The sequence below is a fragment of the Flavobacterium quisquiliarum genome (assembly GCF_019308285.1).
Taxonomy (GTDB): domain Bacteria; phylum Bacteroidota; class Bacteroidia; order Flavobacteriales; family Flavobacteriaceae; genus Flavobacterium; species Flavobacterium quisquiliarum.
The window spans coordinates 166,386-180,378 of the sequence record NZ_WWEM01000033.1 but is presented as its reverse complement, the minus strand read 5'-3'; the positions used below and the strand labels follow the sequence as shown (position 1 = coordinate 180,378).

14 protein-coding genes are annotated in these 13,993 nt (G+C 31.2%); 7 read left to right on the top strand and 7 right to left on the bottom strand.

Annotated features, from left to right (window positions below; all coding sequences use genetic code 11):
• Positions 1–209: 209 nt before the first annotated feature.
• A complete protein-coding gene (locus tag GSY47_RS16100) occupies positions 210–992 on the bottom strand; it encodes a TIGR03915 family putative DNA repair protein (protein ID WP_179001237.1) in 783 nt (260 codons plus the stop codon).
• Between the two features lie 5 nt (positions 993–997).
• On the bottom strand, positions 998–2,254 hold the full coding sequence (locus GSY47_RS16095; protein WP_179001235.1) for a putative DNA modification/repair radical SAM protein: 1,257 nt from the start codon (positions 2,252–2,254) through the stop codon (positions 998–1,000).
• Positions 2,255–2,562: 308 nt separating this feature from the next.
• On the opposite strand from GSY47_RS16095, the gene GSY47_RS16090 reads away from it, so the two are divergent.
• On the top strand, positions 2,563–2,808 hold the full coding sequence (locus GSY47_RS16090; RefSeq protein WP_179001233.1) for a hypothetical protein: 246 nt from the start codon (positions 2,563–2,565) through the stop codon (positions 2,806–2,808).
• A 95-nt stretch (positions 2,809–2,903) separates the two neighbouring features.
• Here the strand turns inward: GSY47_RS16090 and GSY47_RS16085 are convergent, their stop codons facing one another.
• Positions 2,904–3,806: an EamA family transporter gene (locus GSY47_RS16085; protein ID WP_179001232.1), complete on the bottom strand. Its 903-nt coding sequence runs from the start codon at positions 3,804–3,806 to the stop codon at positions 2,904–2,906.
• A 161-nt stretch (positions 3,807–3,967) separates the two neighbouring features.
• Here GSY47_RS16085 and GSY47_RS16080 point away from each other — a divergent pair, with 161 nt between their 5' ends.
• Both GSY47_RS16080 and GSY47_RS16075 read left to right on the top strand, forming a co-directional pair.
• Positions 3,968–4,426 (top strand): Lrp/AsnC family transcriptional regulator, encoded by a 459-nt coding sequence (locus GSY47_RS16080; RefSeq protein ID WP_179001230.1) that lies wholly within the window; start codon positions 3,968–3,970, stop codon positions 4,424–4,426.
• Positions 4,427–4,513: 87 nt separating this feature from the next.
• Entirely contained in the window at positions 4,514–4,816 is a 303-nt protein-coding gene (locus GSY47_RS16075; protein WP_179001228.1) for a hypothetical protein, read from the top strand.
• Positions 4,817–4,874: 58 nt separating this feature from the next.
• Here the strand turns inward: GSY47_RS16075 and GSY47_RS16070 are convergent, their stop codons facing one another.
• Both GSY47_RS16070 and GSY47_RS16065 read right to left on the bottom strand, forming a co-directional pair.
• Positions 4,875–6,170 (bottom strand): nucleoside hydrolase-like domain-containing protein, encoded by a 1,296-nt coding sequence (locus tag GSY47_RS16070; RefSeq protein ID WP_179001226.1) that lies wholly within the window; start codon positions 6,168–6,170, stop codon positions 4,875–4,877.
• A gap of 170 nt (positions 6,171–6,340) precedes the next feature.
• Complete coding sequence (locus GSY47_RS16065) at positions 6,341–7,435, bottom strand: Ppx/GppA phosphatase family protein (protein ID WP_179001224.1); 1,095 nt, start codon at positions 7,433–7,435, stop codon at positions 6,341–6,343.
• A gap of 296 nt (positions 7,436–7,731) precedes the next feature.
• On the opposite strand from GSY47_RS16065, the gene GSY47_RS16060 reads away from it, so the two are divergent.
• Positions 7,732–8,334 (top strand): hypothetical protein, encoded by a 603-nt coding sequence (locus GSY47_RS16060; protein ID WP_179001222.1) that lies wholly within the window; start codon positions 7,732–7,734, stop codon positions 8,332–8,334.
• 54 nt (positions 8,335–8,388) lie between these two features.
• Here GSY47_RS16060 and GSY47_RS16055 read toward each other — a convergent pair whose 3' ends face one another.
• Together GSY47_RS16055 and GSY47_RS16050 are read right to left on the bottom strand one after the other, a co-directional pair.
• The gene (locus GSY47_RS16055; protein ID WP_179001220.1) at positions 8,389–10,875 is read right to left on the bottom strand and encodes an Hsp70 family protein; all 2,487 of its coding nucleotides are present in this window, start codon (positions 10,873–10,875) and stop codon (positions 8,389–8,391) included.
• Positions 10,876–10,885: 10 nt separating this feature from the next.
• Complete coding sequence (locus GSY47_RS16050; RefSeq protein WP_179001218.1) at positions 10,886–11,173, bottom strand: hypothetical protein; 288 nt, start codon at positions 11,171–11,173, stop codon at positions 10,886–10,888.
• Positions 11,174–11,274: 101 nt separating this feature from the next.
• On the opposite strand from GSY47_RS16050, the gene GSY47_RS16045 reads away from it, so the two are divergent.
• From GSY47_RS16045 to GSY47_RS16035, 3 genes are all read left to right on the top strand, one after another.
• Positions 11,275–12,108 carry a hypothetical protein gene (locus tag GSY47_RS16045; RefSeq protein ID WP_219071478.1) on the top strand — a complete coding sequence of 278 codons (834 nt, stop codon included), beginning with the start codon at positions 11,275–11,277 and terminating at the stop codon, positions 12,106–12,108.
• A 71-nt stretch (positions 12,109–12,179) separates the two neighbouring features.
• The gene (locus GSY47_RS16040; RefSeq protein ID WP_179001214.1) at positions 12,180–13,016 is read left to right on the top strand and encodes a hypothetical protein; all 837 of its coding nucleotides are present in this window, start codon (positions 12,180–12,182) and stop codon (positions 13,014–13,016) included.
• 71 nt (positions 13,017–13,087) lie between these two features.
• Complete coding sequence (locus tag GSY47_RS16035) at positions 13,088–13,939, top strand: hypothetical protein (protein ID WP_219071477.1); 852 nt, start codon at positions 13,088–13,090, stop codon at positions 13,937–13,939.
• Positions 13,940–13,993: the final 54 nt, after the last annotated feature.

The following is a 13,993-nucleotide window of genomic DNA, read 5'->3' as shown; positions in this document are numbered from 1 at the left end:
CTAAACAAATTAATAATTCAATGTAAGGCATATTGGTAACGCGGATAAAACGGATTTACTTCGTAAAAACGCGGATTAAAACAGATTTTTTATTTATTAAATTTTTTAGACAGATTAATAAAAAATCTGTTTTAATCCGCGTCTTCGCGTTAGCGAATCTGTATCATCCGCGTCTGATTATACAGATTTTATGAAGATCAACAAAAAATCTATTTTCTGCTTTTTAAATCAGGAATCTTTTCGGTCAGATTCTTCCAATATCTTTTGGGCATGTGTTGAATATGGAGCTTTGTGTTTTTACGGGATTCGATATTGACACTTTTGAAATAATTACGCCATAAACTCTGAAAAAACTCTTCGTTATCATCACTTATTTCAGCTAGGAATTTGGAGGAAGAAGAATTAGCATCAAACTGTATTTCGACTGTTGATACATTTTCGAGATCATAGTAAATTCCGTATTTGCGTTTGGCGTCATAAATCAACCAGCGCTGGTCGGCGTAACGGTTTTTAAAATGATTTTCTATCAGAGGCAATACATTGCAATCTGGTTCTACGATGGCATAATACAAGTTGTCTTTAGTGAGTTTAAAACGAACAAAAGCTTTCATTCTGTGGCTTTCTCTGCCTGTTAAATGCGTTGCTTTTTGCACATTTAAAACATTATTATTGCTGAAATCCTGTTCGATATTAATTGGACTTGCTAAAACATATTGTACATATTGAAATAGTATTTCTTCAATCTGATTCATTTCAGATAAAAATGCATAATACAAATTCGAAAATCCACTATTGGAAAGACGTTTTTGAAGACCATTCAAAACTCGATCGGCTTTTGCATTATCTGTAGTGACGAAATGTGTATTCGAAAAAAGCAAAGCATTTGAATTTTCGTCTTTTGCGAAAGCAACATCTTTGATTTTGTATTCATAGATTTCAAAAACTGCCGTAAGCCAGCCTTCATAACTCCCGTCATAAATTATCTGTGTCATTTTGATTAAAATAAAGCCAGCTGATTGGAGAAATTATTTTGGTATTTGCTCTTTTGAAAATTCAAAATATGCTCTTTGATCTGAGCCGAAGTCAGGTCTTTCTGGAGCTGAAAAGGAGAAGCAAAAGCCAGAAAATATTTGGAACGACTGTACGCAATTCCTAATTTTTGTAAATCGGCAGCCTGTAATTTTTTAAACTTTCTGGCTGCGACAATTTTCTTAGCACTCAAAACTCCGATTCCTGGAATACGAAGAATCAGTTCTAAATCAGCAGTATTAATGTCAACAGGAAATTGATGCAGATTTCGTAATGCCCATCCTAATTTAGGATCAATATCTAAATCCAAATTCGGTTGGTCAAAACCAACAATTTCATTGACATTAAATCCGTAAAAACGCATTAACCAATCGGCTTGATACAAACGATTTTCCCGAATCATGGGAACGGGAGTTCCAATGGCAGGCAATCTGTTGTCGTAACTTATTGGTACATAACCCGAATAATAAACCCGTTTCATCTGCATGGTGTCGTAGAAATAATTAGCCATTCCCAGAATTTCAAGATCATTTTCCTGCGTGGCGCCAATAACCATCTGCGTACTTTGTCCTGCTGGAGCAAATAGTGGTGCTTTGTAGTTGGATTTCTTTTCTTCTTTGTAACCGACAATCTCATTTTTTAGATATTGCATTGGTTGAATCACGTCTTTATGATTTTTGTCGGGAGCAAGTAATTTTAGACTTTTTTCTGTTGGCATTTCGACATTAACACTCAAACGATCGGCATATAATCCTGCTTCTTTTAAAAGTTCTTCACTCGCGCCTGGAATGGCTTTTAAATGAATGTAACCATTAAAATTTTCTTCGAGTCGTAATTTCTTGACAATTCGAACCAGGCGTTCCATAGTGAAATCGGCATTATCAAAAATACCGGAACTCAGAAATAGACCTTCAATATAATTTCTTCGATAAAAACCTATGGTAAGATCTACAACTTCCTGAACCGTAAAAGCGGCACGTTTAATGTCGTTGCTTTTTCGGCTCACACAATAAGCACAGTCAAAAATGCAATGATTGGTCAGTAAAATTTTGAGAAGTGAAACACAGCGTCCGTCTTCGGTATAAGCGTGACAAATTCCATTTCCAGTATCGCCCAATCCTTTGTTTTGGTTCTTTCGAGTGCTTTGACTGGAAGAACAAGAAACGTCATATTTGGCTGCATCCGCTAAGATCGCCAGTTTCTCCATTACTCTTTCGTGTACCATTTTGATCTTAATTTGTTGTTTTGGAAATGAAAATTCATTCCTTCAAAACTACTCATTTGACGAAAAAAAGACCTGAAAATGGGTGTTCCAAATTGTATCAAATTTGAATCAGCCTAAAATACGAGCTTCAAAACTTTAACTTTTCCAGATTTGAAAACAGGTATAAATACGTGTTTTCGGATTTTGCAAACTTTATATATTGCGCCTCAGTAAGAAAAAAATCCGTTATCCCCCTTAACAATTGATTTTTGTCTGTAAAAAGACTTACTAGTATTAGCGACTATTTTATAAACCGAATAGCTAAAACGATGAAATTTGTAAAAGGACAAGATGTCTCCTACACAGCATTGAGTGGGAGGTCTTATGAGGCGAAAGTGATAGAAAGAAAAATGGATTTCAAAAAAGGGCTGATAATAAAATCTACTTCAAAACAGAGAGATTTTCATTATCTGATTGAAATTCAAAAAAATGGTACAACAGAAAATATTTTGTGTGCCGAGAATCATCTACAATTAATAGAAAAGAAAAAACGACGGGCAAAGAAAGCTGCTTAAAAATAACAATTTATAAAGGCCGTAACTTTTTCTAAAACTACTTCGGGAGCTTCTTTGTGAGGTATATCTTTTGTTTGCAGCAATGCTGTTAAGTATTAACATACTGCTGTTTCGTTTTGCATTACTTTTTCTTTTTTGGCTTTAGAAATATTAAGATAGATAATGGCACCAAGCATTATAGCAATTCCTAATAGCTGTGGTAAAGTTACTTTTTCGCCCAAAATAATATGGGCGCAGAAAACCGCTGCCGGCAATTCTAAAGTCAGCAGAACCGAACTTAAACCTGCACCAATTTTAGGCATTCCGACAGTAAAACAAATTGGTGGAATCACAGTTCCAAAAACTGCTAAAAATGTTCCCCATTGCAGTAAACCAAAATCTAAATGTGTACTTGAAGTTATCGCTTCGCAGTTGATTAAAAATATAATCATAGCAGATCCGCTTGTCATTAAAGCGCTTTTTTCGAACATTGGGGTTTCTTTTCCGATTTTGCTCGTAAAAACGATATACAAAGTGTAAAGTATAGCTGATAGTAAACTTAAAAGAATTCCTTTAAAAGAAATATTGGTGTTGTTTAGTTCCAAAAGATTGCCCGCTAATACAGTTCCTAAAATGATAAATAACGAAGAACCGATTTCAACGGTACTTGGTTTTTTCTTAAAAACAATCCATTCGACCAAAATACTTAGCCATGTAATCTGCATTAATAAGACGATTGCCAGAGAAGCCGGAATATAGGCAACAGATAAATAATAAGTATAAGCAGAAGAACCCATTGTAGTTCCTGCCAAAAGTAATTTCCAGTCTAAAACTAATTTATTACCATTTTTAAGTTTTTTGAAAAGAGCAATCGACCATAAAATCAAAGTTCCCACAAGGGCTTGCGTCAACGTAATTTCAGCTGGACTGTAACCTTCTCCATAAGCGATTTTAGCGAAAGAAGACAGCATTCCGAAACTCAAAGCGCCCAAAGCGACAATAATAATATATTTGTTCATTTTGTATTCTAAAAATATGTTTTGTACATTCAAAAGTATTTATTGTAGAATTATGAACGAAATTTTAGAATTAAATATGTATTTAATTCTGTAAAATGTAATATTTTATGTTTTTTGTCCTAAATTGAATTGTTTTTTATACTTTAACTGGAAAAAATCCGATGCAAGAATTAAGCAAACAAGAAATAGAACTACTTCGAATCCTACAGCAGAATGCCAGATTCGATATTACAGATTTAACCGAAAGACTAAATATGTCGCGAACTTCTGTTTACGACCGAATAAAAAAACTCGAAAATGAAGGTTATATCAAAGATTATGTCGCGATAATTGATCCGAAAAAGGTAGGATTGAATTTCACGGTAATTATAAATCTTTCTCTAACAAGCCAGCGTTTAGAATTGGTCGAAGAATTCTCGCGACAAGTTTCGGCACTCGATGAGGTTGTAGAAGGTTATGTAACAGGCGGAATCTTCGATTATGTTTTGAAAGTTGTGGTAAAAGATCCGGAAGCATTTAATGATTTTATTAGAAAACTATCGAACATTCCGAATATTAGTAAAGTGCAGAGTTCTTTTGTAATGAGCTATATTAAGCAGTCTACTAAGTTGCATTTTTAGGTTTTTTCTGAGTTATCATGTAAGATAACCGTTTTCTGAAAAGAATTATAGAGATTTGGCTAATGGAGAATTAATCAAATTATGATCATGGAAACGGAGCAATTAAGAAACTTAGAGCATATTAGAAAAATGTCAGTTCGATATTTAAATACGCTAAAGCCAAAAATAGAAAAAGGGTATAATGCAGAAATCAAAATGCTGAATTATTCGGAGCTAGGCTGTGTTATTACCAACATGCTAAAGCTTTGTATTTTAGCATTGGAACAGGATAATGGTAAAAACAAAGCGATTGATGTTGGATTGATTTTGGAACAAGCACTTCAGTTATTTCCAACAGACGAAATGGAGTTGCTGGATTTGGTTCAGGAAATTTTAGTTAAAGAAGCATAAAACAATAAGCTCCAGATTTCTCTGAAGCTTTTTTATACTGAGAAACTCTTTTAAGTACTTATTCATTAAGCCATTCCCATCTTTTACTCCAGTCCAGAAGAATGTCATCTCTCCATTTTGAAATGGTTTTACCGCCCTGAATTTTACCAAAATAAAGATCAGGATCGTGTTTATCTGTAAACCAATTACTGCCTAACTGATCATCTTTTGAGCTTCTTTTTCCAGGCCATAAGTTTGTCGCCACCAATGCACCGGTTTTTCCGTTAATTTCCGGAATATCCGAGGACAATTTATAATTTAAAACTTCTGCTTTCTTTGGAATATACCGTATGGCATAAACATCATTTCCGATGTAATATCCTGGCCATTTCTGAATTGTTTTTCCATAAGGCACTTCCATCCAAAAGCCAATAGATTCTTTTTTAGCTTTTGTTTTGGGTACAGTAAATCGCATTTCCATAATCGAACAGTAGGCAATCGTATCGTTAATAGTTGTTGTACGATCAAGTACAGTTCGCGGACTATGATTGAATTTTTCGAAACTGCATCCCCAGCTTTCACGTGTTGGATCATTGGGATCGCCGTCCATCATGTAGAGCAGGGAAGGCGTATCTCCCATTTTGACTTCTCCTTTATAATAATTGATAAAGTCTTTCCCCAAAAAACTTTTGTCTTTAATATGATTCGTGTAATAATTTGAAATCGCTACGCTATCGGGCTCATCACTTTTAGAGAATAAACCATAATAAGACGAGTTGTTTTCGATAAACCATAAATTGGGAAAATTGGCAACAATATAAGCGTAACTATTAGCACTCCATTTTTTATTTGGCCCGCCAATCCAATACACTTTGATTTTATTTTGAATTTCAGGTGCGTCGTGCAATGCTTGCGCCAAGTCTTCTAAACCTCCCCAGCACAATATCCATAGAGGCTGAGAACTTTTTTTCTGAGCTGATTTTACAATCCAGTTAGAACCTTCTGTAGCTTTAGAATAACCAATAAAAGATACATTTCCGTGATATCCCTGTTTGGTTATAGAACGAAGATAATCCGGAGATGCAAATCCGGATTGGTGTTTTTGCAGTTTAGGAAGATCTTTTTCATACAAATCAATCATTCGAATTATTTCCTGTTTGCTTCCGTTTCCATAAGAAGGCGATGAAATTAATCCTTCAATTTCAAATTTATCGCTATACATCAGTAAATGCGTCATCGATTGATTATCATCTGGATCTGTGCCGCCAATATCTGTACTGATTAGTATTCTTGGCTTTACAGGCACGGCTTTTTGACCATAAACTGAAGTAATAAAGAGGCTCAGTAAACTAATGGTATAACATTTAATTCTCATGACAATATGCATTTAAAGATTAATGTAATCGATTACAATTGCTAATATAAGGCTTTTATGTATAAGTCAATTTAAAAATATTTCGAGTTTGAAGCGTTTTGGTGATTTTAAAGAATAAAAAAAGCTCCAGATTTCTCTGAAGCTTTGATGATTTGTAAAATAAATACTTTTTAGAAATTAGTATTAATTTTTTTAGAACGCTCTGCAATATAAGAGATTAGCCAAGTAACCTGTCCTTCTTTTACAAAATAGACTTTCTTGGTCGCTAAATTTGGAATACTTTCCAGACACGCTATTAAAATGTTGTTTGCCGAAATAAGATATTTTTGATCGTATGTGTTTAAAACTCTCGCTGCTTCCTTATTAGTTTTTGCAAGGTTGGTAAACTTACCAAAGTTATTTTTTAAGATAGCATCGTAATCTACAGCATCTTGTAATGTCAAAGGAATGTAATGGTCTTTAACATTTTCATCATAATAAAGAGTAGAAAAAGCCCAAACAGCTCCGCCAGACAAATACAATTTATCTTTTTTCATTAAAAGCGGATTTGCAGCAAATAACTCTTGTGTTTTCTTGCGTAGGATGGTGTTATAGTCAAACGATTTTTCTTGATAAGCAGACATATCATTTGCTTGGCTTTTGTTTACTACTGTTTTTTCTACAGCATCTGTAAGTGTCATTGTACCGAAATTAAGCTCTAAAGGAATAAACTCTAATTTATTATCTTTAAGTTCGTCAATATAACCGCCTTTAGTAGTTTGAGCACCAATATCTAAAAGGAATGCATTAGCGTAATCAACTGGAGGAATTGCACCTTTTACCAATGTTTTTGCTTCTTCGTTAACATCAAGAATTTCAAGTTCTTTGTTGGTAAGAGTAGCAATTTTATTTTTTAGCACATCAACATTAGTGGCAGAAGCAAAAACTGGAGCGGCAACAATAAAGATGTTTTCATCCAACATTTTGTAATCGGTTCTGATTTTTTTCAACTGATCAACGACTGTAATGCTTGTTTTGCTGATGTCTTCTGGAGTAAGTTGCCCATTAGCACCAATGTGATCTGCAAAAGGGATTCTTTCAGTCCAAAAAGAAAGGATTTTGTAATCGGCTTTTTTTATGTTACTTACATCAATAACAGAAACTTTGATGGCTCTTCTTCCAATTTCAATTCCAGCATAAATACTTTTTTGAGCAAATGAATTAAGAGTGAAAAATAAATTGAAGAGAATAAAAAATAGAACTTGGGGTTTGTTTTTTTTAATCATTGTGTTGAATTAGTAATTATAATATAATTTGTTTTTAAAAAATTGCAAAGTCTTTTCGTGGTATTTATGTGAAAGTCATAATTTTGTATTGAAAATAATAGGTTTCATTACAGGATTGCAAATTTATAAAAAACATTTACTAATGAAAAGCCAGTTAGTAAGAAAACAATGTTAAGTTTTGCAATTACAGAAAGAAATTTAACACAACATAAATTCTAAGTACTTTATGATTTTTAATTTAGGTTTGATGTCTAGGCAGTTTTTTAATTTTTTCAATAAGAAATACGTAAAACCAAATGAAGAAACTGAAATATCATATAATATCCCAAAAATTTATTGCAACAGATAAAGACATCCCTTTTATTAGAACCAACAGTAAAAGCAGCAGAGAATATAATGTCTTTATTGAAGTGTTTGACACAGATTATATAAAGTCATATTTTAAAACATTTGATGTGTCTAATCTATATGCAATTCTAATTTTAGATTTAGAACATATTTTTACTGATGCTAATTTGAGTTTTGTTTCAAAATTCAAGATTTACGATAAGAATATTGCGATTGTAAAAGTAGAGTCTGATTTTTTTACGACCCTAAACTATAATAGTAGAAATGAATTAGAGAAGCCATTTTTCTTTCGGTCAAATAATCTAGAAGAATTGAATTTAGACAAGACTTTAAGTAAATCGTTGTATCAAAGAGAAATTATTTTAGGAAATTTCAAGAAACAGGTTTTGACAATTGATGCTTTGAAATTAGTAGCCAATAAACAAATCGATACCGTTGTAGAATTCTATATTAATAGAACCGAAGCTTTTTTAGAAGATGTTTTAAAATTGAAGCCAAATGTTTTAGATGTAAATGAAGATTATATATCTAAAATTGAAATTGGTTTATAAAGAAAAAAGCTTCAGATTTCTCTGAAGCCTTTTTAGTAGAGGTATATCAACAAGTTATTTTATTCCAAGATTGCCATCAAATGTATTGAAGTCGTCTTTTCTTTTTGGTTTAATAATCAATAAATTATAGAGTTGATGACAGATTGTTTTTAATTCCATTAAATTAGAATTGTCGATTGCTCTTTCTCCTAATTGTATCAATTTGCTATGTTTTGATTTGTCTTTGAAAGCGTTAGGATCTTCAAGTCGGAAATAATAGAAATATTCGATATAGCTTTCGTCTTGATTGGCGTAGATGTTGTCTAACAGATTTTCCAGTTCTTTTTTCTTCTTACGAATCAGATATTTATTGTTGGATTGAAGGAATTCTTTCTCATTTTTTGTAATCTTTTCATATTCTTCTTTTTGACGCGGACTTCCTTTTTCTAGATAAAAAGAAAGGCTATCTTTCATATTGTTGTATTCTTCAAGCTCAAATAGTATGTGTTTGTGTCGTACAAGATCATCAAATTCCTGAATGTAGATTTTCTTCAATTCATCGATCTGATATTTTTTATCTGTAAGAGCATCATTTTTATTTTCTAATGCCTCATTATATAGAACCGTTAAGGATTCCTGTGATCTTTTTAATTTGGCTAAATACTCATAATTTTCACTTTGTTCTTCGGTTCTTATTTCTTCAAGAATGGTATCAAGAGCATTTTTGATTTCTAACGCCAATTTTTCGATAGAAATCTTTCGTTGATGCGGATTAAAGACTTCGCTTATTTCCAGATCCAAGGCACTTATGTAAACATCAATGCTCAAATCTCGTGATTCCGAAACTTTAAAATTCAGCTCAATATCCATTCCTTTTAAAAGATCCTGTTCAAAACTGCTTCCTGATATTTCAATATATCCAATAGAAAGATTACTGCCCACCATGCTTCCTGCATTTCCTTCGACTACATTTATGATTAGTTTCTGGTCAGAATTTCTTAAGATGTTTTTAGAACAGGTTTTGTAAATGGTTTTCTTAAGCGGCAGAATATCGTTTTTCTTAAAGATAACCTCCATGTGGCTTTTTCCTGTTTCTTCATCAAGTTCTAGGCAAATATCGTTCGGAATGGGCTGTCCCAGAATACTGTATAATCCGTTAGTAATTTGAATATTGGAATTACTATATACTTGTTTCTGTTGATTGTTGAATAAAAACAACGTGAACTGATTGGTCGTTTTTTCTAATAACGGAACAAACTCAGCTATTTTTTTATTGGCTTTTAAAAGGCCAGTGTCAAAACCGCCATCAGCTCGAGTAATTCTGTAGTAGCCATCAAAAGATTCCTCTAAAAGAATCACGATTAATTCTTCAGAATCTTTAGAATGCGGTTCGTAGATAGTTTCAACCTGAATACTGTTGTCTTCAGCTGCGGGTTCGTTTACAATTTCTTCGTCGCTTAATTCTGAAGGTTTTGAACCTGCATAATAAGCCGCTCCAATCATTACTGCCGTTGTAGGATCCAAATTTGTTTCTACTTGAATTTGGGTTCTCTCTTGTAATTGTTGTCTTATGTACGGAATGTAAGTAGTACCTCCAACCAGTATAATACGTTCTATATCTGAAAAACTAAGGAAATTTTCTTTAATTAATTTTTCGACCAAATGAAATGATTCTTCAAATTTAGGCTGAATAATAAATTCAAATTCTTTTCGGCTGATATCAATGTCTAATGAAATTTCGAGTTCGTCAAAATCGATTTCAATACTGGAGGTTTCTTTTATCGAAAGTTCTTTTTTGGCTTCTTCAGCTTTATAAAGAAGTTCAAAAAAGAGTTTATTGTAAACAGGATTTTCTTTAGAAATTAGTTTTGACCAAAGGTTGTTTTCCTGTGTCTGCTTTTCGATTTTTGGGCATATAATTTTCTCAACAAACAAGGTATCTAAATCAACTCCGCCTAAAAAATTATTGCCTTTATGATCGAATACTTTAAGGTCGCGTTCGTTAATGTTTACCAATGCAATATCAAAAGTTCCTCCTCCAAAATCATATACAAGCCATTTTTTATCTGATGCAACTTCAAGATTTAATGAATTGGAATAAGCCAAACAAGCAGCAATAGGTTCCTGAAGCAAAACAATTTCTTCAAAACCGGCTTGATAACCTGCTTTTTTGGTGGCATTAGATTGAATTGTATCAAAAGAAGCCGGAATTGTTATAACCGCCGATCTTAAACTTTCGCCTTGAGCGAAATTAATTAATTCGTTCAAGACCATTGAAGAAAGGTCAATAGGACTACGATTTTCGTTCAGGTCTTTAATGAAATACATTTCATCAGAACCCATTTTTCTTTTAAAAGAGGAAAATACATTTTCGGCATTTGTAGCACTGTGTTCTCTTGCTTTTTCGCCTATTTGAATGCGTCCTTTTCGAAATGAAACCACAGACGGAATAGTATCTTTGAACCCGACAGGATTTTTATAGATACTGATTTTCCCGTTTTCATATTTTGCAATTCCTGAATTCGTTGTTCCTAAATCAATTCCGATATTGATATTCTTCATATTACTGATATTATTCTACTATAACTACTGCTTTTTGGACCAGCTGCAATGTGTCGTTTTCTGTTTTATAAATTGTAGGCCTGATTACTTTGGTTATTTTCTTCGAATTTGAATTCAGAATATTGGCATCAATAGAGCTGTCCCTTTCATCATAATTTGTTCCTAAAGGATTTATAATTTTATATCCTTTTTCTTCCAATTCATTATAAATTCTTTTTAGATTGCGCTCCAAACCAGTGAAGTTTTGTTCTAACGCTTTTTTCTCAATTTCAAACAGTTGGTTTATGATTGTATTCATTTCTAAAATCGGATTTTTATGATCAGCAATTTACAATTTATTTAATACGATATTAATTATAAATATTATTTTTTATTAGCCCTAAAATTCTTTGCAACACAATGAATATCATTCAATTATTTTCTTTGTTAGATTTAAAAAGAGATCAGATTTTAGAATTTGGTTCTACTGATTATATTAGAATAGAGAAAAACATAAATTTCGAAAGAAAGATAAATTCAGAAATAGACTCTATTACGAGTGAAAATTTAATTTTGGCTTTGAAAGAATACAAAGAAGAACTCTTGTTTGTGATGTCGAATAGTATTTTTTTTAATTTTTTTGCACAAAATAAATTCTCCAAAAAATATATTTTTAATAATGATCTGTTTATCTCCGATGAAAAGGTCAAGCACTTTATCACACTTTTTTTACAAGATGATTTGATTTCTTTTTTCAGTTTAAAACTCTCAAAAAGTACTGGTGAAGATCTAGAAGAACTTGATTTTCTTTTAGATTTTAAAACATATTTTTCTGAAGAGATTATCTACAAAATGAAATTACTTGTTTTCTCTAAACTTGATTTGGCTGTTTCTCAATTGGGGATTCCGAATAGTAATAACCATTCCAGCATCAATTATATTAAATTTAAAGCTTTTTATAGTTTATTATCCCATTTTGCAACTATTGAATTAGATAAGAAAATGAGTAATCTGTTGTCATTGGTTATTGATTCTTATAATAAAAATACAAGTAGTATTTTTTTTCGTTCGGTTATAAAATCGATGGCATTTTATAATGCTTTTAGTGAAAATTTGACTAAAATTCTTGCTAAAAACAGCACTGTGGTACCTTTGTTGCCAGAAGAGGTTGAAAATGCAAAAATGCCTCCTGTAGTCAAAATAATAATAGCAATTATGATTTTTGCAATTATACTTTTTTTGATAAGTAAATAACTCTCAATTTTTTTTAACTCAATTTAATAAAAAAGCAAAAAATAATATTTTATACTTTAAAAGCATTACTGATGAATATTATTCAATTATTTTGTTTATTAGAATTTAAGAAGGGGCAGATTTTAGAATTTGGCTTTGAAGATTATATTAGAATTGAGAAAAAAATAAATTTCGAAAAAAAGATAAATTCAGAAATAGATACTAACACAAGTGAAAATTTAATTTTAGCTTTGAAAGAATACAAAGAAGAATTCCTTTTTGTACTTTCAAATCGTATACTTTTTAATTTTTTTACCCATAATAATCTCGCTAGAAATCATTTCCAAAATTATAATCTGACCATTTCAGAGGAAAAAATGAAACAGTTTATAGGTCTTTTTTTAGCCGATGATTTGATTTCTTTTTTCATTTTAAAACTCTCAAAAACTTCTTATGACGATTTAGAAGAACTTGATTTGCTTTTAGGTCTAAAAAGGTATTTTCCAGAAGAGGTTATCTATAAAATAACGCCATCTGTTTTTTACAAACTTGATTTTGCTATTTCTAAATTATCCACTTTGGATGAAAAGGCACATATTGGTATTTATTATATTGAATTTAAATCTTTTTATGATTTATTGTCTCATTTTGCAACGATTGAATTAGATCGAAAAGTTTCGAATTTCTTATCATTGGTTGTTGATTTTTATAAGAAAAACGTAAATTATCTATTTTATAATTCTGTCATAAAATCGATGGGAAACTATAATGCTGTTAATGGAACTTTGAATGAAACTCTTATCAAAAATAGAGATGCCCTATCGGTTTCCAGACAAAAGACTGAACTTGAAGGAGAGTATTCGGCTCTGCATGCATTTATTTTTGTAATGTGTATTTTGATGCCTCTTATACTAAGTAAATGCTCATAAAATTATCTTGTGTAATCTTTACGAAAAAGAGTTGAAAAGATTATGTTTGTTCTTTAAAATTAGCCTTAAGGATGAATATAATAGAATTATTTGAAGAGTTAAAAATAGATAAAAACAATATTCTATTATTCTCGCCAGAAGATATAATAAAAGTTGAAAAGCAGATTAATGTTGAGAAAAAGATAAACTTAGAAATAAATGCTCAGACAAGTGAGAATTTAATTATTGCATTAAAAGACTATAAAGAAGAATTGCTGTTTGTACTATCAAATCGTGTGTTATTTAATTTTTTCACTCATAATAATCTCGACAAAAATCATTTTTCAGATTGCAATCTGACTATTTCTGAAGAAAAAATGAAACAGTTTATAAGTCTTTTTTTGGCAGATGATTTAGTTTTCTTTTTTAGTTTAAATTTATCAAAAAGTACTTTTAAAAGACTTAAAAAACTCGATGCTCTTTTAGGTTTAAAAAAGTATTTTCCCGAAGAAGTTATCTACAAAATATCTCCACTTGTTTATTCTAAACTTGATTTTGCTGTTTCTCAACTAGCAGTTTTAAATACTAATGAATTTTCCAACATTATTTATATTAAACACAAAACTTTTTATAAATTACTTTCTCATTTTGCCACAATTGAATTAGATAAAAAAATGGGGAACCTTTTGCCTTTAGTTGTTAAGCATTATAAAAATAATACAGATATCTATTTTTTTACTTCTGTTATAAAAGCAATGTCATTTTATAATGCGTACAATGAAAATATGAGTAAGACCTTGGCAAAAAACAGAGATATTTTATCTGAATTAGATGCAGATATTGAAAATGAAAAAACACATCGTGGTATCAGTGTAATAATTGCTGCAGTTTTTATTTTGATGCTTTTTTTAACAGGGAAATGCTCCTTAAATTATTTTGTTTAATCTTTTGAAAAAGAGTTAAAAAGATTATGTTTGTGCTTTAAAATTTCATTAAGG